The organism is Streptomyces sp. WM4235, from assembly GCF_001279725.1.
In the GTDB taxonomy this organism is placed as follows: domain Bacteria; phylum Actinomycetota; class Actinomycetes; order Streptomycetales; family Streptomycetaceae; genus Streptomyces.
The window spans coordinates 1-20,287 of the sequence record NZ_LGDE01000468.1 but is presented as its reverse complement, the minus strand read 5'-3'; the positions used below and the strand labels follow the sequence as shown (position 1 = coordinate 20,287).

Genomic DNA, 20,287 nt, shown 5'->3' with positions numbered 1-20,287 from the left:
GGGTAGGGGGCCGGGCGCTCGCTCGCCGCGTCGAGCCTCGCCGTCTGGTCGGGGGTGAGGGTCCACCCCACGGCGCCGAGGTTCTGGCGCAGTTGTTCCTCGTTGCGGGCGCCGATGATGACGGAGGACACGGTCGGCCGCTGGAGCAACCACCGCAGGGCGATCTGCGGGACGGCCCGGCCGGTCTCCTCCGCGATCTCGTCCAGGGCGTCGACCACCCGGTACAGGTGCTCGTCGTCGACCGGCGGACCGTAGTCGGCGGTGTCGTGCAGCCTGCTGCCGGCGGGCAGCGGCCGGCCCCGGCGGATCTTGCCGGTGAGCCGGCCCCAGCCGAGCGGGCTCCACACGATCGCGCCCAGTCCCTGGTCGAGGCCGAGCGGCATCAGCTCCCACTCGTAGTCGCGGCCGATGAGGGAGTAGTAGACCTGGTGGGCCACGTAACGCGCGCGGCCGTGCCGGTCGGCGGTGGCGAGGGACTTCATCGTCTGCCAGCCGGAGAAGTTGGAGACCCCGGTGTAGCGGATCTTCCCGGCCCGGACCAGGTCGTCCAGGGTGGACAGCACCTCCTCGACGGGGGTGCCGGCGTCGAAGGCGTGCAGTTGGAAGAGGTCGATGTAGTCGGTGCCGAGGCGGCGCAGGGCGTCGTCGACGGAGGTGATCAGGCGGGAACGGGAGGTACCGGCGTCACCCGGGCCGTCGCCGGTGGGCAGGCCGGCCTTGGTGGAGATGATCACCTGCTCCCGGCGGCCCTTGAGGGCGGCTCCGAGGACCTCCTCCGAGGCGCCCGCCGAGTAGACGTCGGCCGTGTCGAACATCGTGATGCCGGCGTCGACGCAGATGTCGACGAGGCGGCGCGCCTCCTCGACGCCCGTGTTGCCCCAGGCGCCGAAGAGCGGCCCCTGCCCGCCGAAGGTGCCCGCGCCGAAACTCAGCTCCGGCACCTGAAGCCCGGACGCACCCAACCGCCTGTACTCCATGACGCATCTCCTTCTCACCCGCGAACCCCTAACTAATGGGTCCACAGTTCCGTTAAGATGGGGCCAGCGTAACAAGCCACGCTCATTAATGGAACAGGAGTCCCGTTATGGAGTTCGCGCAGGGCGAGTCCGAGGGTGAGACCGAGGGTGAGACCGAAGCCGGGACCCAAGCCGCGACCCAAGCCGGGACGGAGACCGGAAGCGGTACCGGCGCCGAGGTCGAACCGGGAACCGCCCGGCCGGGCGGTCGCACCGCGCGCGTACGGGCGGCGGTGCTCCGGGCCGCCGGGGACGTCCTGGCCGAGCGGGGTTTCGCCCATCTGGACCTCGCCGACGTGGCGCGCCGCGCCGGGGTGGGGAAGACGACCGCGTACCGCCGCTGGGGCACCGTCACCGGCCTCGTGACCGATCTCCTGTCGGACATGGCGCAGCAGTCCGTGCCCCGTACGGAGACGGGCTCGCTCCTCGGGGACCTGACGGCGAACACCCGGCTGGTGGCGCGGACGCTGGCCGATCCGAGGCAAGGCGCCCTGTTCAAGGCGGTGATCGCGGCGGCGACGTGCGATGCGAAGGCGGCGGAGGCGCTGCACGGTTTCTACGCCGTCCGCGTCGAGGAGTGGGCGCCGTGCGTCGCGCGGGCCGCGGCCCGGGGCGAGGTGCCCGAGGGCACCGACGCGCACGAGGTCGTCCGCGCGGCGTCCGCCCCCCTCTACTACCGCCTCCTGACCACGACGCTGCCCCTGGACGAGGCGGCCGCCGACCGTGCCGCGACGGCCGCGGTGGCGGCCGCGCGCGCGGGGGCGTACGTACGGGACGCGTAGCGCGGGCGGCGGCCGACGGCCTGGTGCGCGGCCTGCGAGGGCGTGGCTCTCAACTCCCTCCGGGCCAGGGCCCGATACCGGACGGAGCACCGGCTTCCGTTGGCCGGGATATTGGCTGCATCTCCCCTCCAGCGGTCCTGAAGCACCGTGCATGATCGTGGATGCCTGGCCGGTCAACGGCCGGACGGAGCCCGGATCCAGGAGATCGAACCGCGGTCCTCACCCAGGGGACGGCGGATCGCTCGCCTGCGGGCCCGACCGGTCCGTACGCCGGAGACCCTCGGGGCCGGGTGACACCGCCCCGTGGACCGGGCGTTCGGTCACGGCACATTCGGCTATCACTTCCACCATCCGGGAGACACGCATGTCCGACATCGCACGCACCCCCGAGTTCGCCCTCCAGGACCTCGACCTCGACCTCGGCGACCTCACCGTCACCTCGATGCGCGACACCGTCGCGCTGCCCGAGGGCGGGGCGTCCTGGGGTTCCTGTTCCTGCCAGGGCTCGTCCTCCTGCGCCCAGCCGACGCTGGACGCGGGCGAACTCGCGGGCTGACCTCCGCACGCCTTCGCACCACGGCCGTCACCTCACGGGCCGTCGCACCACGGCCTCGGCATCACGGGCCTTCGCACCACGCATGACGCATCACCTCACGAGCGGCGCGCACCGACACCGGTGCGCGCCACCCGCGGCGGACACCCGACCGCCGCACGCCCCGACCGTCGACCGTCGACCCGTCGCACCCGACGGCCCTCGCCCGTCGACCGTCGCCCTTCCGATCGGAGGAGACCTCCATGGACCGAGCCACTCCCGGCGCCGGCTTCGCACTCGACGACCTCGACCTCGACCTCGGCGACCTCACCGTCACCTCCATGAGGGACACGGTGGCACTGCCCGAGGGCGGGGCCTCCTGGGGTTCCTGCTCCTGCCAGGGCTCGTCCTCCTGCGCCCAGCCGGAGCGACCCGAGGTCCCGACGCTGTAGCCGTCGGGCACGAACACCCGCACACGTCGTGACGCCTCCCGCCGTACACCGCGTACACCCGCGTACGGCGGGAGGCCGCGCGTCATCACCGACAGGAGGGGAACCGTCATGTCGCAGCCGCGCCGGCCGGCCGCCGACACGGACACCGGCGCCGGCGGCTACCGGGTGCGCTCCGCGCCCTACGCGCTGGTCCGCGCCACCGTGCTCACCCACCCGGCCCAGCAGCCGCCCGCCGCACGGTTCCGTGCCCTGCTCGCCCACCTGCACCGGCTCGACACACGGTTGCTGCGGATCACCGCGCCGCTCTGCGACGCCCTGTACGACAGCCGGGACGGTCATCCGGCGGAGTTCCACCACGACGTCGTCCTCCCGCTGCGCCGGGCCCTGCACAACGGTCGTGAGCCTCGGCCCGCCCTGCTGGAACGCCTCGGCGACCTGCCGGACCGGGTCCCCCCGCTCGCGTCCTGGCTCGCGCTGCGCGCCCGACGGGGCACGGTCCTCGCCGAGTTGGGCGACGCCGCCGATCAGGCGCTGGCCGGTGAGCGCACGGCCCTGGCCGCCCTGTGTCGCGAACCGGCCCTCGGCAAGGCCGTCGCCCTCACCAGCGCCGATCTGCTCCGGGCCGTGGAACGGGCCGGCACCGGCGTGCTCGACCGCAGGGCGCGCAAGGAGGAACCCACCGTGCTGCGGTACGCCCTGCGGGCCAGTACCAAGACGAGCCCGCTGTCCTGGTTCACCGCCGTCGGCTGGGGCGTGTCGTCGGGCTCCGCACCGGATCGACCCGGTGCCGCGTGGGGAGCCGCGCCGCTCTTCACGGACCCCCCGCACCCGGTCGTGAAGGTCAACCGCACCCTGACGACGGCCCTGACCCTCGCGCTCCTGACCGCGCCGCACCGCCGGGCGACCCTCCCCCACCGGATCACCAGCAGCGCCCGGGTCAAGGACGGCCGGGCCGCGTTCTCCCGCGATCGGACCGCCTTCGCCGGCGGCCGTTACCTGGTGGCCGAGGAGGACGAGGTCGAACTGCCCTACGGCGGCCCCCTGGACCTGGTCACCGAGCACGCCGAGACCCCGGTGCCCCTGGCCGGGTTGGCGCAGCGGCTGGCCGGCGCCCTGAAGGGGGCGGGCGACGGCGGCCCCGCCGCCGCCTCGGCCTTCCTCGACCGCCTGGGGCAGGCCGGGCTGCTGGTGCCCGAAGACCCGGTGGCGCCCCAGGACGGCGACCCGCTGGAGCGCCTCTCGGCGTGGCTGCGCGCGCTCGGCGCGACCCACCCCGAGGACGCGGCCCGCGCCGACCTCCTCGACGAACTCGCCCGGGTCACGGCCGCCTTCACGGCGGCGCCCGCCGCCGAACGGCCCGCCCTGCTCTCCGACCTGTCCCGGGACTGGAAGGCGACCCTGGCCGACGCGGGGCGTCCCGTACCGCAGGTGTCCGCGCCCCTGAACGTGCTGTCCGAGGACGTCGTCGCCCCCCACCCGCTGCCCGTCGACGGCTTCCTCGACGACGCCGACCACGAGGCGCTCGGCGAGGTCACCGCGCTCGCCGAGTTGTTCGACCTCGGGCACCTGCTGCGCCGCATCGTCCGTGACCGCTTCGTCGCGCGGTACGGATCCGGCGGCACCTGCCGCCACCCGTGGGAGTTCGGGGCCGAGGTGGCCGACGCCTGGGAGGAGGCCGGGCGGCTCGCGGCGCTCGCCCCCGGCGACCGGGCCGCCTTCCCCACCGGGGCCGGCGCGCTCGCCGACCTTCGCGCGGAGGTCGTCCGCACGGTCACGGACCCCCCGCAGGGCGCTCCCGCCGACGACGACGCGGTCGTGTTGCCCCGGGACCTCGTGGCGAGCCTCGGCGGGCGGCTGCCCGACTGGACCGTCGAACGCCCCCTCGGTTACGCGTACTTCCTCCAGCGGCAGCCCGGCCCCGGGGCGACCGACCCGGGGCCGCTGTGCGTGAACCACGTGTACGGCGGGTGGGGCCGGTTCACCAGCCGGTTCCTCGACGCCCTCGATCCGCGCGCCGCCGCCGAGGTGTCCCGGCAGATCCGCCGCGGGCTGGGTCCCGGCGCGCGCGCCGCGCAGATCCGACCCGTCGGCGGCTTCAACGCCAACCTGCACCCGCTGCTCGTCCCCGACGAGATCGGCCCCGATCGCGACCGGGCCTCGATCGGCGAGGGCGACCTGGACCTCGTCCACGACGAGGCGACCGACCAGGTGCGCCTGCGGCTGCGGAGCACCGGGGAACACCTCGACGTGCTGTACCCGGGGTTCCTCGCACCCGTGCTGTTGCCGCGCCGCATCGGCGCCCACCTGGCCGACCACCCCGAGGGCGCCGTCGACTTCGGGGCGCTCGTCCCCCGCCGCGCCGTCACCGCGCCGGGCGGGCTCGTGACGCGCACCCCCCGGCTGCTCCACCGCCACGTGGTGCTGCGCCGGCGGCGCTGGCTGCTGCCGCCCGACGTCGTCCGCGCCCTGCGCGCCGACCTCGGCTCCGACCCGGTGCCGGCCACGGCCGCGGTCCGCTGGCGCGCCCTGCTGGACCTGCCCGAGCAGCTCTTCCTGCACCCGGTCGGCGGCCCCGTCACCGGGCGGGCCACCGCCGACTTCCTCAATCGGCTGAACCGGCCCAAGCCGCACCTGGTGGACCTCGGCAACGCACTACACCTGCGGTGCCTGGCCAAGTGGCTGTCCCGGCACACCGAAGGCGGCGCGGTCCTGGAGGAGGCGCTCCCCGCACCCGGCGGCCTGGACACCCCGACCCACGCGGTCGAACTGGTACTTGAGGTCAACCGGCCCGGGCGGCGGCGATGAACCGGGACACGACGACGGTTCGAGAGCCACGAGCATCACGAGAGCCGGAAGAGAGCGTGCGAGGCGTGCGATCCATGGAAAGCGACTCCCCGAGGACCGGGGACGTCCGGGAGGCCCGGGACGTGGTCGTCTACCACCACCACCCCGTCAAGGCACCCCTGTTGCGCGAGGTGGTGCTGCCGCTCGCCGAGGCTCTGGCGGCGGACGGGTGCGTCGCCCACGTGGAGCGGCACTGGCTGCACGGCCCGCACCTGCGGCTGCGCCTGGTGGGCCCGCGCGAACGGGTCGACGCCGCCGCCGAGGCCGCCGCGACCGACGTCCGCGCCTGGCTCCGGGTCCACCCCTCACACGGCGACCTCACCGAGGCAGAGCTGTTGGAGCGGGCCGCGGAAGCCGGCCGCGCCGAACTCGTTCCCGGTCCCTACGGGCCGATCGTCGCGGACAACACCGTCCGGGTCGAGACCGTCGACCGCACCGCGCTGCGCGGCCTCCTCGGCGACGACGGCGCCGACCTGCGCGACGAGCTGCTGCGCGCCGGCCTGGCCCCGTTGCGCGCCGGCGCCGGCTTCCTCGGCGAGCACGGCGACCGCGCGCAGGCCCGGATCCAGCTCGCGGTGGTCGCGCTCGCCGCGCACGCCGGCGCCCACCCCGGCGGGCTGGCCGGCGGCCACTACTCGTACGTGTCCCACCTGGAGGACTTCCTCTTCCACGAGGATCCGGACGGACGGCTGCGGGACCGGTTCGAGCGTCACGCGGAGCGCGTGGACGAGGCGGTGACCGGCCTCGTCGGGCGGATCCGCGGCGGCGGCGCGCAGGGGTGGGAGCGGGCCTGGTCCGCGTACTCGGCGGACGCCTGGGAGCTGGTCCGGAGCCGGTACGAGGCGGGCGCCGACCTGCACGGTTCCCCGGACGCGTACCGGGCGCGGGCCGCGGCCACCGGGGACTCCGGGACGGCGCGGCGCTGGAACCACGAGGAACGCACCGGATACAGCGCCTTCCACGAACTGCTGAGCCGCTCCGACCCCGAGGGGACGATGTGGAGCCGCCCCGACTACCTGATCCACCGTGCGTCCACGAACGCCCTGTACCGGCTCCTGGCCATCTGCGACGTCCGCCCGTTGGAGCGGTACCTGGCGGCGCACCTGGTGATCCGTACGGTGCCCGGCCTGACCGGCTGTGACTGGCGTACGGAGATCGGCGCGGCCGTCGACGCGGTGGAGGGCGCCTCGTGAGCGCCGAACACCCCGCCGTGCCGGGCGCCGACCCGGGCTCGGGCGCCGACGCGCGTGCGGACGAGGGCACCCGTGCGGGTGCGGGCACGGACACGGGCACGGGTCCGGACGCCGGCTCCCGGACCGTGCGGCGGTTGCGCCCCGGGGTGGCCGTGACGCCGTTGCGCGAAGGCCTGCACCTGCGGGGGCGGCGCGGGAGCGTCACCCTGGAGGGCAGCAAGGCGCTGCCCACGCTGTGGCGCATGATCGAGGAACCCCTGCTCGACGGGGGGTTCGAGGAGTTCCTGGACGGTGTGGAGCCGGGCTCGGCGCTGCGCGGGGCGGTGGACACGCTCGTGGGGCAACTGGCGGCGCACGAGCTGCTCGTGTCGGGCCCGACGCCGCCCCCGACCACCGTGCGGACCACCGCGACCGATCCGGTCACGGACTGGCTCGGTGTGACCGCCGAGCGGCCCGACACCGCGCGGGCCGCGCTCCTCGGAACCCGCGCCGAGGTGGTGTCCGGCGCTCCCGACGGCCCGCTGGCCAGGGCTGCCGGGCGGGCGTTGGCGGCGGGCGGGCTGCCCGTCGCGTACACCGTCGATCCGGACCTGCCCGGGGACCGGGTCCTCCTGTACGCCCGGGGGTCGGGGCCCGTCCGGGGCGTGGCGGTCGGCCGGCGCGGCGGGAGCGGGTACGCCACCGCGCTCGGCAGCCCCGCCCAGATCCGGTCCGAGGCCGAGGCCCTGGAGGCCCGGCTCGACCGCCCCGGACCGCCGGGAGCGCCCGCCACGCCCGCCACGCGCGGCACGTCCGCCACGCACGCCGTGCTCGCGACGGCCGAAGTGCCCGCCGTGCCCGCCGCGTTCTTCCCGCTGCTCGCGGGCGCCGCGGCGCACCGGCTGCTGTGCGGGGCCGCCGGGCTGCCGGACCCGGCGGACGAAGGGGAGGACGACAGGCTGCTGCCCGGACTGCCGGCGGTACTGCTCGCGAACGCCCGGCCGCCACGGGCCGACTACCGCAGCTGGCTCGGGCCCGACCGCGTCGACGCCGACCGGCGGACGCTCCTGCCTCCTGCCGCCGGCCTCGGCGAGGCGCTGCGGCGGTTGGCGGCCCTCACCGACGACCGGTGCGGGATGCTGCCCGAGCCGCTCCCGGGGGACCTGCGCCAGCTGCCCGTGCCGCTCGCCCGCTGCGTACTGCGCCGGGCCGGCCGCCCGGACGGCGTCCTGGTCGGCGGCGCGCCCCGGCTGGACCTGGCGCGCCTGGACCTGTTCTGCCGGGCCGCCGAACTCCTTCTCGGGGGCGAGGGCTTCGCCGTCGGGGCGAACCCCGGGCACGCCCGGGGCCGGGCCCTGCGCGCGGTCGCCGGCGGCCTGCCGGAGCCGGCGGGTCGACTGCCGGCCGTGCCCGCCGACCGGTGGTCCGGGCACCCGCAGGTGCGCCACTGGTGGACCACGCTGACCGACCGGTTCGCCGTCCCCGCGCGCCTGGAGGTGTTCCGGGTCGCTCCGGGCGAGGAGGTGTACCGCGCCGTCGTCCGCCCGACCGGGCACCGCGGGGCCTCGTCGGGTCCGTCGCGTGGACTCGGCCCGCTGGGTGACGCCGTGGAGGCGACGCCGGGCGACGCGGTCGCCTTCGCCTCGCTCGCGGCCGTGGCCCGCGTCTCGGCCCGCGATCCCGACCCCGCCCGTGGCTCCGATCCCGCCGCCGGGTTCGCCTCGGGCTCGGGGGGCGCGGTCGCGCCGCTGGCCGCCGCCGGGGTACGGACGGCCGCCTGGGAGGACTCGGGGTGGACCGGCCGTTGGTTGGCGGAACTGGCCGGGCGCGAGGAAGCGTTCCAGGACGCGTTGCGCCGACTGACGGGCGCGGACCCGGCCCCGGATGCGCCCACCGCCCGGAGCGCCGACGAACCCGGCGCGCTGCTGAGGGCGTTCGGATTCACGGTCCTGCACACCCCCCGGGAGACACGATGACCTCCGCGACCGCGCCCCCGCCCGCGGCCCCGATACCGACGCCTGCCGCGCCCCCGTCCGGTCCGCTCGGGGCGCTGCCGGTGCCCGTGCTCGACGCCGGTTCCGCGACGGCGGCCGTGTCCGGGGCGGCCGTGGTCCTGTTGCCGCGGTGGACGCTCGGCCTCGCCGAGGAACTGAGCCGGCACGCGCTCGGCCACCCCGTGGAGTTCGTACCGGTGCGCTTCGACGGGGCGCTGGCGGTGGTCGGGCCGGTGCTGCGGCCGGGCGCGGCGGCCTGTCTGTGCTGCGCCGAGTACCAGCGGCTGGCCACGGCGGGCGGTCGCGTGCCGTGGCGGAGCCCGACCCTGGAGCTGGCCGGCGTGACCTCGCCGGCCCTGTCGGAGTCGCTGGGCGCCCTCGCGCTGGAGCTGCTGGAGCCGGCCGCCCCCGAGGAGACCCAACCCGGTGTGGAGCCGGGTTCGGAGCCCGGTGCGGAGTCGGCCCTCGTGTACGTCGTGCACCTCGGGCGCGGCACCTGGTCCACGCACCGGGTCAGCCCCGTCGGCGGCTGCGCGGTGTGCCACCCGCTGCCCCCGGACTCGGCGTCCGACGTCGCCGCGCTGCCGTCGGGCCCCCGGCCGCTCCCCGATCCGTACGTGCTCCGCGCGCCCAACCCGCTGACCGCGCCGGAGCGGCTGCGCGAGGCCCTGTACGACGAGCGGTTCGGCCCGGTGCGCCGGCTGTTCCGGTCCGAGGACTCGGCGTTCTGCCTGACCAGCGCGTTCGTGACCGACGGTCGTCTCGTCGACGACGGTGGGTACGGCCGGTCCCGGGACTTCGGCGACAGCGAGCGGATCGCGCTGTTCGAGAGCGTGGAGCGGTACACGGGCATGCGGCCGACCGGCCGGCGCACGGGGCTGCGCGCCTCCTACGCGGAGTTGGGTCCCGACCGGGCCGTGGACCCGGAGCGGCTCGGCCTGCCCGACCCCGCCCACCACGGCCACCCGTCGTCGCCGACCGTGCCCTACGCCCCCGACCTGGTCATGGACTGGGTGCACGGCTGGTCGCTCACCCGGCGGCGGACCACGGCCGTCCCGGAGCACGTGGCGTACTGGGACGTCCCCGGCGGCGACCGACCCCGCGTGGTGTACGAGTCCTCGAACGGCTGCGGACTCGGCAACAGCCCCGAGGAGGCCGCGCTCTACGGGCTGTTCGAGGTGGCGGAGCGCGACGCGTTCCTGATGGCCTGGTACGCGGCGACGCCCCTGCGCCGGGTGCTTCCACCGCCGGACGACCCGGACACCGCGCTGCTCGCGGACCGTGCGGCGCTGGCCGGCTACCGGCTCGTCCTCCTCGACGCGACGAACGACTTCGGCGTCCCGGCGGTCGTGGCGGTCTGCCGGTACGAGGGCTCCCACCCGGAGGCGCCCCGCATGTTCCTGGCGGCCGGCGCCCACCACGACCCGCGCGCGGCGATCCGCTCCGCGGTGGCCGAGGTCGTCACCAACGTGCTGGACGCGGGGCACCGTTCCCTGGCCGAGGGCGGCCCGCGCGATCCGCGCCGGCTCCGGCCGATGCTGGACCGGCCGGAGCTGGTGGTGTCCCTGGACGACCACGTCGGCGTGAACACCCTGCCCGAGGCGGGCCCGCGCCTGGAGTTCCTGTTCGCGGACACGCCCCGGCTGTCGGTCGAGGAGGCCTGGCCGGGGGCTCCGGAGCCGGTGGGTGACCTCGCCGACCTGCTCGGGGCGAGCGTGGAGCGGCTGTCCCGGGCCGGCCTGGAGGTGATCACCGTCGACCAGTCCGAGCGGGGGCTGCGCCGGCGGCTCGGACTGCACGCGGTGAAGGTCGTCGTCCCGGGCGCCCTGCCGATGACCTTCGGGCACGTCAACCACCGCACCCGGGGGCTCCCCCGACTGCTGGAGGTGCCGTACCGACTGGGCCGCACGAACCGGCCGTTGCGCCCGGAGGACCTCACGGTCCACCCGCACCCCTTCCCCTGACCCCACGACGGGCACGGGCCCACGACGGGCACGGGCCCACGACGAGGACCGCTGATGACGACGATCGACACCTGGCAGAGCCACCACCTGTTCCTGCACGCCACCGCCGAGGACGCCGACGCGCTCCTGCTGCGGGACGTGGCCCCGCTGCTGGACGGCCTGGTGGCGGCCGGGAAGGCCGACCGGTGGTTCTTCATCCGCTACGGGGAGGACGGCCCCCACCTGCGGATCCGGGTGCACGGCGCGGACCCGGCCGCGGCGGCGCGGCTGCCGGAGGAGTTGGCGCGGGCCGCGAAGGAGGTGCCCTCGGTGCCGGGCCCGTGGCCCTCCGCCCACGGGGAGGTGCGGTCCGTGCCGTACGTGCCCGAGACGGACCGGTACGGCGGCCCGCTCGCGCTGCCGGTCGCCGAGGGCGTCTTCGCCGCCTCCACCGGGGTGGTCGTCGAAGCCCTGCGGGAGGTACGGGACGGGGGCGCGGCGACGCGCCTGACGATCGCGGCCGACCTGGCGCACGCGACGGCGTGCGCGCTCGGGATGGACGAACTCGCCGCGGCACGCTGGCTGCGCGGGCACGCGGCCGGCTGGCGGTGGGTCACCGAGGTGCCGCTGCTGCCGGGCGCCTCGATTCACGCCCGGGTCAACTCCGTGTACGCGGCGCAGCGTTCGACGCTGGGTCGGCGCGCGGCGGACCTGCGGCGGCGGCTCGTGGACGGCACGGCGTCGCCCTGGCTGCTCCGGTGGACGGACCGGGTCCGGGAGGCCGACGCGACGCTGCGGGCCGGCGGCGAGCCGGCGGCCTCGTACGCCTGGGTGTGGGCCTCGCAGCTCCACATGCTGTTCAACCGGCTCGGTGTCACCCCCGACGAGGAGCGGGCCGTGTGCCGGCTGGTCGCCCGGACCCTGCTGGAGACGACGGACTCGGGGACGACGGACTCGGGGACGGCGGGCTCGGCGACGACGGACGAGCCGGCCGACTACTTCCCGTCCTCGCACACCGCGCCCGACTTCCGCTACCTGGAGCGCAGCAAGTTCCAGATCGGGCGCGGCGAGGACACGGCCCTGCGGCCGTCGGCGCCGCTCTCCCCGTCGGCGACCGGCCGGGCGGGGTGGGGAACGGCCGGGCCGGAGATCGCGCTGCCGACGGGGCCGCTGCCCGAGGTGTCGCTGCGTGAGGTCCTCGCGGGCCGGTCCTCGCTGCGCGGCGCGCTGACCGGGCCGCTCGACGCGGACACGCTGGGCGCGTTGCTGTGGCACTCCCTGTCCGAGAGCGGCCGCTCCGAGCAGCTCCTCGCGGACGGCTCGACGCGTACCCTCGTGCACCGCCCCCACCCGAGCGCCGGCGCCCTCTACACCGCCCGCGTACGGCTGCTGGTCCTCGACACGGCCGGGGTCCCCGCGGGCACCTGGGAATGCGTGCCGGAATCGCGGACGCTGCGCCGCGTGGGGCCGGTCCCGCCGGTGGAGGCGATCAAGGCCCTGTCGACGTACCTGTCCCGTCCCGCGACGGACCCCGACTGGATCGGCATCGACGGCGCGCCGGTGGTCCTGGCCGTGTACGCGGACCTCGGCGTGCTGCGGCGCCGCTACGGCCTGCGCGCCCTGCGCCTGGCCCTGCTGGAGACCGGCCACCTGACGCAGACGCTGCTGCTCACCGCGACGGCCCTGGGCCTGGCCGGCACCCCCCTCGGCGGCTTCCACGACGACCTGGCCCACGAACTCCTCGGCCTGGACGACCTCGAACAGCCGCTGCAGTACCTGCTCCCGCTCGGCCGGCGCCCCGGGGCCTAGGCCGGCGCACACCATCGGGGGAATCCCCCACCCGTCGTGCCGGGGACGGGTGGGACACGCGATACTGGGCCCATGGCCCAGCTGTCCTCTCCCGTCCCGCCGGCACCGGTCGGCGAAGTGCTCCGCTCGCGGTACGCCGGCCGCCTGCCCGGCTCCCTCGCCGAGCTGACGGGGCCCGTCCGCGGGCCGGTGGCGCTGCCGCCGCACGTCGCGTGGTCCGGGCTGCGGACGTACGACCTGGACCGCCCGCGCCAGCGGATGAGCCTGTACCGAACCGTCCTCGCCGAGGGCCGGCGCGAGGATCTGGTCGCCTTCCTGGACCGGGACCTGCTGATCGCGCAGTGGCCGGTCCTGCGCACCCTGGTCAGTCGGCACGTCCGGCAGGTCTGGGAGGACCGCTTCCCGCAGCTCCCGACCCGGACCACCACCCTCGCGTGAACCTCAGCGGGCTGCACCGCCGACTCCTCGCCGACGTCATCGCCATCGGTTCCCCGTACCCGCTCGTCCTCACCGGTGGTTACGCGGTGCAGGCCCACGGGCTCGTCGACCGGCTCAGCCAGGACCTCGACGTCGCCACCGAGAACCCGGCCCCCATGGAGGACATCGCCGCCGACCTGGTCCACGAGCTGGCCAAGCGCGGCTGGGCCGTGGAGGTCGTCGCCGTGGACCCGCTCGCCGCCCGCCTCATGGTCACCGACCCCGTCGACGGCGCGCGGTGCGAGGTGGACGTCCTCAAGGAGAACCTCTGGTCCGCCCCGGAGAACACCGAGTACGGACCGGTCCTCGCCCTCGACGACGTGATCGGCACCAAGGTCCGTGCCCTGGCCGACCGGGGCGCCCCGCGCGATCTCATCGACGTACAGGCGGCCCACCGCCTGCGCCGGCGCGACCTGGGCGAACTGGAGCGGCTGGGCGCTCGGCACGGGCGCGACGAGTTCCGCCTCGACGACCTCCGGGACCGGCTGGCCGGCTCCGAGTGGTACGACGACGAGGAGTTCGCCGAGTACGGACTCGACGCGGACGCCATCGCCGACCTGCGCGAGTGGGCCCGGCGGTGGGTCATCGACCTCGAAGGCCGACTCACCGACGACTGAGCGGCCCGCACCGTGGTCGGCGTGCGGGCCGGGGCGATCCTCAGCGGTCCGCGTCGACCGGGCAGGCGGCGTCGCCGGCCGCCTCCACGAGGTTCTTCTCCAGGCGTTCGAGGGTGCGCAGGGCGGCCGTGCGCTCGTCGTCCGTGAGCCCGGCCGTCGAGATGTCCTCCAGCTGGGTCCAGACCTCTTCGACCTGACGGCGCAGGGCGTGGCTCGCCGCCGTGGGCTCGATGAGCGACGCGCGCTTGTCGGTGGGCGAGGGCCGACGTCGGACGAAGCCGGACTGCTCCAGGCGTCGGACGGTGCGGGTCATGGTCGCCGCGTCGGAGTCCATCAGACGCACCAGGTCGATCTGCCGCTGGGGACCGCGTTCCCACAGGTGCATCATGACCAGCTCCTGGCCCGGGTGCAGGCCGATGCGGCGCAGCAGCTGACCGGCGAACATCCGGTGCAGGCGGGCCAGGCGGAAGATCGCGTGGCTGACGGGTCCGCCACCGGCCGCCGCTGGCAACGGCACGGTGGCCTCCTGCCGCGTCACCACGGGCCCGGTCACCACGGGCTCGTCTCCGGCGTCCGGCGTGAGCTGCGTCATCGTCTTCCTCCCCTTACCGCTCGCTTGTCTTTACTGCCTGGTCAAGGTAACCCTACCGCCACCTGAAGCCGATGACGCCACTCCGACGCCGCATCGAATATGCCCAGCTCAGGCCGCTTCTCATGGGCTCCAATCTCCACATCTGCCACCTCACCCATCACCCCCGGGGAACAAATCCGGGCTGGTTACTTGTTCGGACAGGTGATTTACTTGTTCAGACAGGCAACCGCGTGGGCGCAGGCACCCTGCCGTGCCCGTGCCGTGCGGCACCCACCACCCCGAGGGGACTCGACATGACCACCGCGACCTCCGCGTTCCATCCGATCGAGCTGGGAGGCAAGCGCCTGGCCAATCGCGTCGTGATGGCTCCGATGACCCGCAGCCGCGCCCACGGGGCCGGCGCGGAACCGACGGAGCTGATGGCGACGTACTACGCGCAGCGCGCCTCGGCCGGGCTGATCGTCACCGAGGGCATCCAGCCCTCGCCGGTCGGCCAGGGCTACCCCGACACGCCCGGCCTGCACACCACCGGCCAGGTGCGGGCCTGGCGGAAGGTGACCGACGCCGTGCACGACGAGGGCGGCGTGATCTTCGCCCAGCTCATGCACACCGGGCGGATCGGCCACCCGAGCCTGCTCCCCGACGGTCTGGTGCCGGTGGCGCCCTCGGCCGTGGCCGCCCAGGGCCGGGTCTTCACCCACGAGGGGCCCAAGGAGTTCGTGACGCCGAAGGAGTTGACCGACGCGGAGATCCGGCAGACCATCGCCGACTTCGCCTCCGCCGCGCGCCACGCGATCGAGGCGGGCTTCGACGGCGTGGAGCTCCACGGTGCCAACGGCTATCTGATCCACCAGTTCCTCTCCGACCGCACCAACCAGCGCACCGACGCCTGGGGCGGTGACACCGAGGGACGCATCCGTTTCGCCGTCGAGGTCGTCACCGCCGTGGTGGAAGCGATCGGCGCACAGCGCGTCGGCCTGCGGATCTCGCCCGGAAACCAGTACAACGACATGTCCGAGACCAACCCCGGCGAGGTCTACGAGGCGCTCCTGGCGCGGCTCGCCGGACCGGGCCTGGCCTATCTGCACCTGATGGAGGGCCCCGACCCCGAGCTCGCGCCGCGGCTGCGCACCGTGTGGCCCGGCACGTTCGTCCTCAATCCGTTCACCCACCCGGACGTCACCGGTCCCGACGCGCTGAAGCTGATCGAGGACGGGAGTGCGGACATGGTGGCGTACGGAGCCCTGTTCCTGGCCAACCCCGACCTGCCGCGCCGCCTCGCCGCGGGCGGCCCGTTCAACACCGCGGACCAGTCCACCTTCTACGGCGGCGACCACCGCGGCTACACCGACTACCCCACTCTCAACGGCTGACGCCCGCGCCAGTCGTCGACGAGCCCCCTACCCGACCACCCGGGAGTCCCTGATGTCCAAAGCGATCACCTTCTCCGAGTACGGCACGGCCGACGTGCTGCGACTGTCGGAGGTCACCCCTCCGGAGCCCGGTCCGGGCCAGGTCCGCATCCGTGTGCGGGCCGCGTCCGTGAACCCCCTCGACATGAAGATCCGGTCCGGTCTGATGGCAGGCAACGCACCGGCCCACTTCCCCGTGACCCCCGGCCTGGACGCGGCCGGTGTCGTCGACGCCGTCGGCGAGGGAGCCGGGGCTTCCGTGGGCGACGCGGTGCTCGGTTCGACCACCGGCGGCAGTTACGGCGAGTACGCCCTGCTCGACCGGCCGGTGGCCAAGCCCGACGCCCTCGCCTGGGACGTCGCCTCCTCGCTCGTCACGGTCGGTCTGACCGCCGCCCGCGTCCTGGCCGAACTGGACGTGCGGGCCGGGCAGACCCTGCTCATCCACGGCGCTGCGGGCAGCGTGGGGATCATCGCGGCCCAACTCGCCGTCGCCCGGGACATCACCGTCGTCGGAACGGTCGGCGAGCACGACGTCGAGCGGCTGACCGCGCTCGGAGCGAAGGCCGTCCGCTACGGCGACGGCTGGGTGGAGCGGGTGAAGGCCGCGGCTCCGCAGGACGTCGACTCCGTCTTCGACGCCTCGGGCGCCGGCGTGCTCGCCGAATCCGTCGCCCTGACCGGCGACAGTACGCGCGTCGTCACCATCGCCGACATGGCCGCCTCGCGGCACGGCGTCCGCTTCAGCGCGGGCGGTGGCGAAAGCGCCGGAGAGTCCCTGGCGGAGCTGGTCGCCCTGGCAGCCGGCGGTCGGCTCACCGTCCCGGTCTGGCGCACCTACCCCCTCGCGGAAGCCGCGAGGGCGCACGCCGACCTGGAAGCCCACCTCAACCGGGGCAAGGCCGTCCTGCTGCCCTGACCTCCGGTGGCCGCCGCCCCGCCGGCCCGGGGCGGCGGGCGGCGGGGCGGCGGCCACGGCCGGGGACACCGCTCGTCAGTACCTGATCCATATCCCCATTTTCGACGGGCGTGGGGTTCTAGGCTGGGGAGGTGTCCGAGGGATCCGATCGGCTCGCAGAGCCTGCGTGTAGGGGTTGCGGTGACCGACTGGGGCCGGCCTCGCGGTCGGACGCGGTGTTCTGTTCGACGACGTGTCGTGCCAGGTCGTGGCGGCGGGAGCGCCGTTTGCGGCTGCGGGTTCAGGCGGAGTTGAACGGGGCGGGCAGGGTGGTGTGTCCCGTGTGCGGGACGGCCTGGGTGGCGGGTGTGGATCGGCGTTCGGATGCCGTGTTCTGCTCGCGGCGGTGCCTGATGAGAGATTGGCGGTCCCGAAGCGAATCGTTCGTCGAACGGTCACAGTGACCGCTGTGCGAACGCATCCGAATCGGGTTTCCGGTCAGATTCTGGCTCTTGTGGTCGATCGTTGCGATCTTTCCCGGTTGGGTTCGAGCCTCGGTTGTGAGAGCGGGCCGTGTTCTGTCACGGTCGAGGGGCTGTGCCCCGGCCCGCCGCGGGTGGTGATCGTTGCCATGACCCAGGAAATCGAGAAGATCGGGGCGGTCGGGTTCGACCGATACACCGAGATCGTTACCGAGCTGCGGAAGCTCGTGGAGACCATCGGCCAGGCCCAGTTCGCCGTCGGGGACTACGCGTTGGAGATCGAGCCGATGCGCGCGTTCCGGCAGCCAGAGCCGAGCGAGGAGATGTTCACGGTCCGGGACTCGCTGCTCCGGCTCGCCGAGGACATCGGCCTGTCCTACTCGGTGGTCAAGAACTGCCGGTGGGCGGCGTCGAAGTGGCCCAAAGACCGCCGGTTCGGTGAGGTGTCGTTCACGATTCACCGGATTCTGGGCAGGATCGAGGACGAGGAGGAGAGGTTCGCAGTCGTCCGGACCCCGCCTGAGGGCAAGGCCCGGTGGTCGGTCGACGACGCGAAACGGAGGGTCGGCTGGCGGGTCGACAATCCGGTGACGCCGGAGGAGAAGGTATCCGCGATCCACGAGCTGGCCCGGGACGAGGCGGTCGCGGCGACGGTGACCTCGGACTTCCTGCGCAGGCCGTCGGTGGTCTCCCAGGTCACCCCGCAGGACAGGATCAGGGCGGCGGAGGAACTGGTCCGCGACGACCAGGTCGCCGCGGCCGTCGTCCCGGACGTTCTGCGGCGTCCGTCCGTGGTCTCCCAGGTCACCCCGGAGCAGAGGACCCGGGTCGTCGAGGAGTTGACCCGCGATGACCAGGTCGCCGCGAAGGTGACCGCCGGTCTGCTGCGCAGGCCGGACGTCGCCTTCCGCGCGATGTCGGATGACCGGGCCCGCCACGAGGTCAACCACGCCCAGGTCGAACGCGGCCGCCAGGCCCGTGAGGACTTCGAGCGGACCAGCCCCATCGCACCGGCGGTGAAGCGGATCGACCGGACGGTGGAGTTCCTGGACCTGGTCACCGCCTGCCACGCCTTTGTCGCGGCCTGCGGCCGGGCCGTCCCGGGGCTGCGCGACCGGCAGCTGTCCGACGACGAGAAGGCGATCATCCACGAGAACATCGCCCGTTCGCGGGCGACGCTCGACTGGGTTGAGACGGCAGTGGACACCGGGAAGGTCGACGTCGACGGCGAGCTCGCCCGCCTGCTGCAGGGCGAGTAGTGGGATGCCGCGCGCTTCAACGCGCCGGTCGCCCGCCGCGCAGAGGCACGCCGACACGGTCCGGTTCGTGCTGTTCGAAGCACGGCCGGCAGGTCTGGCATTCAAGCAGCTGGTCAGGTCGCGCGGGCCTGGCCTGTCTGCGGGACACCATCACCGAACAGGGCTGGCCCCCGCTCATCTGGACGAGGCCGGACGGCTACAAGTTCTGCTCCGACCCGACCGAGCTTCAGGCCTACGAGGTCGCGGTCATCCGGGCCAAGCTCACCGAGATCCGCCGGTTCATCACCGGCACCGTCGCCCCGCACGCTGCTCTGCAACCCAAGGGCCGCTGGGTCCGGCACTTGAACACCCAGCTCAACTCCGTCGAGTCCACGCTCGACGTGATCGCCGACTACATCGACGTGTGATCTCGGTGGGGGCCGGCCGCGATGCGGCTGGCCCCCACCTTCGTGAAGGGAGCAGATGTTGGCCCGGCGCCGCTGCTACCCCTCGGACACCTACGACGACGAGTGGGCATTGATCGAACCGCTCCTGCCCGTCCCGGCCTGCGAGACCCCGCAGGGGGGACGCCCGGAGAAGCATCCGCGGCGCGAGATCGTGGACGCGATCCGGTATGTCGTCGACACCGGCTGCAAGTGGCGGGCCCTGCCCAAGGACTTCCCGCCCTGGCGGACGGCCTACAACTTCATGGCCCGCTGGGCCGCCGCCGGAGTCGTCGGCCACCTCCGTGACCAGCTCCGCAAACGCGTCCGCCGGGACATGGGCCGCTCGCCCGGCGCGGTCGCCACCATCATCGACTCACAGTCCGTGAAGGCCGCCGAGACCGTCGGCAAGGACTCGCGCGGCTACGACGCGGCGAAGAAAATCAACGGCCGCAAGCGTCACCTCGTGGTCGACACCAAGGGCCTGCCGCTGTTCGTGATGGTCACTCCCGCCGACATGACCGACCGTGACGCGGCGAAGGAAGTCCTGTTCCGGCTGAGACTGATGCACCCCGAGATCACGATCGTCTGGGCCGATTCCGCTTACGCCGGACAGCTCGTGACCTGGGCAAAGAGGTACCTGAACCTGACGGTCAAGACGGTCAGCCGGCCGAAGAACGCGGTCGGGTTCGTCATCCTGCCCCGCCGCTGGGTGGTCGAACGTTCGATCGCCTGGGTCATGCACGCCCGCAGGCACGCCCGAGACTACGAACGCCTCATCCAGCACTCCGAATCATTGATCACCTGGGCCGCGATCACCCTCATGACCAGGCGCATCACCCGACGACAGTCCCGCCGGTCCAGCCAGCCGGCCTCCCGTGAGCACACACGGGACTGACCGCGGTCAGCACCGCAACCGCCAACTGGGCCGGAAGGCTAACTCACCGCGGAACGGCTATCCGACGAGCCGCTCCGCCGCTCGTCGGTACTGGTGGGACTGGCTCTCTGCCAGCTCCCACAAAGCGGGTAGGTCTCCCTTCCGGAACTGATCCTCTGCCTCCTGTTGGCAGGCCAGTTCGAAGTCGACCAGGCTGCCGAAGGAGCCGATACCGACGGCGGTGGGCCACGCGGCTGCCGCGCCCAAAGCGAAGTCCAACCCCTGCCTTGCCATGATGTCCTGTTGCTTCGGCCTGGTCAGCACCAGCGCGACGAACACCAAACTTGTCCAGGCCCTGAAGAACTCCCGCCCCGTGAGGTCTGCTGGATACCTGTGCTCCAAGCCCCAGTTCTCGGCAAACGCTGGGCCGAGCAGGCCTTCGTCGAGCTCCTGGCCTTCAAGAAACGCAACGATGTTCTCCACTCCCGCCAAGACCAAGCCGAAGCGGTCGAGGAGAGCAACTGGCGCAGCCAACACACGCACGGCTCCACCCAGCCGGATCGCTGCGGCGCAGCACAGCCCAGCCCCAGCTGCGTCAAACGTCTCGTCCACGGTCCCCCACTCACGCCCCCGCTCAAGCCCTGGCGCTGACGCTACATGGGCCCGGACCGCTCCGAGAGGCACCGCAGGGATATGGATCAGGTACT

17 protein-coding genes and 1 pseudogene are annotated in these 20,287 nt (G+C 74.0%); 15 read left to right on the top strand and 3 right to left on the bottom strand.

What is annotated here, in order from left to right; genetic code table 11:
- On the bottom strand, positions 1-977 hold a 977-nt coding region (locus ADK55_RS33985), incomplete at its 3' end, for an aldo/keto reductase (RefSeq protein WP_053684596.1).
- A 107-nt stretch (positions 978-1,084) separates the two neighbouring features.
- Between ADK55_RS33985 and ADK55_RS33980 the strand changes: the two genes are divergently transcribed.
- The 10 genes from ADK55_RS33980 (at position 1,085) to ADK55_RS33935 (ending at position 13,638) form a co-directional block, all read left to right on the top strand.
- The gene (locus tag ADK55_RS33980; protein WP_078999760.1) at positions 1,085-1,798 is read left to right on the top strand and encodes a TetR/AcrR family transcriptional regulator; all 714 of its coding nucleotides are present in this window, start codon (positions 1,085-1,087) and stop codon (positions 1,796-1,798) included.
- A 364-nt stretch (positions 1,799-2,162) separates the two neighbouring features.
- On the top strand, positions 2,163-2,354 hold the full coding sequence (locus tag ADK55_RS33975; protein WP_053684594.1) for a thiazolylpeptide-type bacteriocin: 192 nt from the start codon (positions 2,163-2,165) through the stop codon (positions 2,352-2,354).
- 239 nt (positions 2,355-2,593) lie between these two features.
- Complete coding sequence (locus ADK55_RS33970; protein ID WP_053684592.1) at positions 2,594-2,782, top strand: thiazolylpeptide-type bacteriocin; 189 nt, start codon at positions 2,594-2,596, stop codon at positions 2,780-2,782.
- Between the two features lie 108 nt (positions 2,783-2,890).
- On the top strand, positions 2,891-5,587 hold the full coding sequence (locus ADK55_RS33965) for a lantibiotic dehydratase (protein WP_053684590.1): 2,697 nt from the start codon (positions 2,891-2,893) through the stop codon (positions 5,585-5,587).
- A 74-nt stretch (positions 5,588-5,661) separates the two neighbouring features.
- Positions 5,662-6,819 carry a lantibiotic dehydratase C-terminal domain-containing protein gene (locus tag ADK55_RS33960; RefSeq protein ID WP_053684588.1) on the top strand — a complete coding sequence of 386 codons (1,158 nt, stop codon included), beginning with the start codon at positions 5,662-5,664 and terminating at the stop codon, positions 6,817-6,819.
- Positions 6,816-8,774 (top strand): hypothetical protein, encoded by a 1,959-nt coding sequence (locus ADK55_RS33955; RefSeq protein WP_053684586.1) that lies wholly within the window; start codon positions 6,816-6,818, stop codon positions 8,772-8,774. The genes ADK55_RS33960 and ADK55_RS33955 overlap by 4 nt, the downstream gene beginning before the upstream one ends.
- Positions 8,771-10,756 (top strand): TOMM precursor leader peptide-binding protein, encoded by a 1,986-nt coding sequence (locus tag ADK55_RS33950; protein WP_078999757.1) that lies wholly within the window; start codon positions 8,771-8,773, stop codon positions 10,754-10,756. The genes ADK55_RS33955 and ADK55_RS33950 overlap by 4 nt, the downstream gene beginning before the upstream one ends.
- Positions 10,757-10,810: 54 nt before the next feature.
- Positions 10,811-12,544, top strand: coding sequence for a thiopeptide-type bacteriocin biosynthesis protein (locus ADK55_RS33945; protein ID WP_053684584.1), 1,734 nt, complete (start codon positions 10,811-10,813; stop codon positions 12,542-12,544).
- Between the two features lie 72 nt (positions 12,545-12,616).
- On the top strand, positions 12,617-12,982 hold the full coding sequence (locus ADK55_RS33940) for a hypothetical protein (RefSeq protein WP_053684582.1): 366 nt from the start codon (positions 12,617-12,619) through the stop codon (positions 12,980-12,982).
- A complete protein-coding gene (locus ADK55_RS33935) occupies positions 12,979-13,638 on the top strand; it encodes a nucleotidyl transferase AbiEii/AbiGii toxin family protein (protein WP_053684579.1) in 660 nt (219 codons plus the stop codon). Before ADK55_RS33940 ends, ADK55_RS33935 begins: the two co-directional genes overlap by 4 nt.
- Positions 13,639-13,678: 40 nt before the next feature.
- On the opposite strand, the gene ADK55_RS33930 is transcribed toward ADK55_RS33935, so the two are convergent.
- A complete protein-coding gene (locus ADK55_RS33930; protein ID WP_078999755.1) occupies positions 13,679-14,230 on the bottom strand; it encodes a MarR family winged helix-turn-helix transcriptional regulator in 552 nt (183 codons plus the stop codon).
- A gap of 293 nt (positions 14,231-14,523) precedes the next feature.
- On the opposite strand from ADK55_RS33930, the gene ADK55_RS33925 reads away from it, so the two are divergent.
- From ADK55_RS33925 to ADK55_RS33905, 5 genes and pseudogenes are all read left to right on the top strand, one after another.
- Positions 14,524-15,603: an alkene reductase gene (locus ADK55_RS33925; protein ID WP_053684578.1), complete on the top strand. Its 1,080-nt coding sequence runs from the start codon at positions 14,524-14,526 to the stop codon at positions 15,601-15,603.
- Between the two features lie 52 nt (positions 15,604-15,655).
- On the top strand, positions 15,656-16,561 hold the full coding sequence (locus ADK55_RS33920) for an NADP-dependent oxidoreductase (protein WP_053684576.1): 906 nt from the start codon (positions 15,656-15,658) through the stop codon (positions 16,559-16,561).
- Positions 16,562-17,171: 610 nt separating this feature from the next.
- Positions 17,172-18,281 (top strand): DUF6192 family protein, encoded by a 1,110-nt coding sequence (locus ADK55_RS33915; protein ID WP_053684574.1) that lies wholly within the window; start codon positions 17,172-17,174, stop codon positions 18,279-18,281.
- Positions 18,282-18,285: 4 nt separating this feature from the next.
- A pseudogene (locus ADK55_RS33910) lies at positions 18,286-18,688 on the top strand (RacP protein).
- 55 nt (positions 18,689-18,743) lie between these two features.
- Entirely contained in the window at positions 18,744-19,601 is an 858-nt protein-coding gene (locus tag ADK55_RS33905; protein WP_053684572.1) for an IS5 family transposase, read from the top strand.
- A 57-nt stretch (positions 19,602-19,658) separates the two neighbouring features.
- Here ADK55_RS33905 and ADK55_RS33900 read toward each other — a convergent pair.
- Positions 19,659-20,287, bottom strand: a 629-nt coding sequence (locus ADK55_RS33900) for a hypothetical protein (RefSeq protein ID WP_234350368.1), incomplete at its 5' end; no start/stop codon positions are given.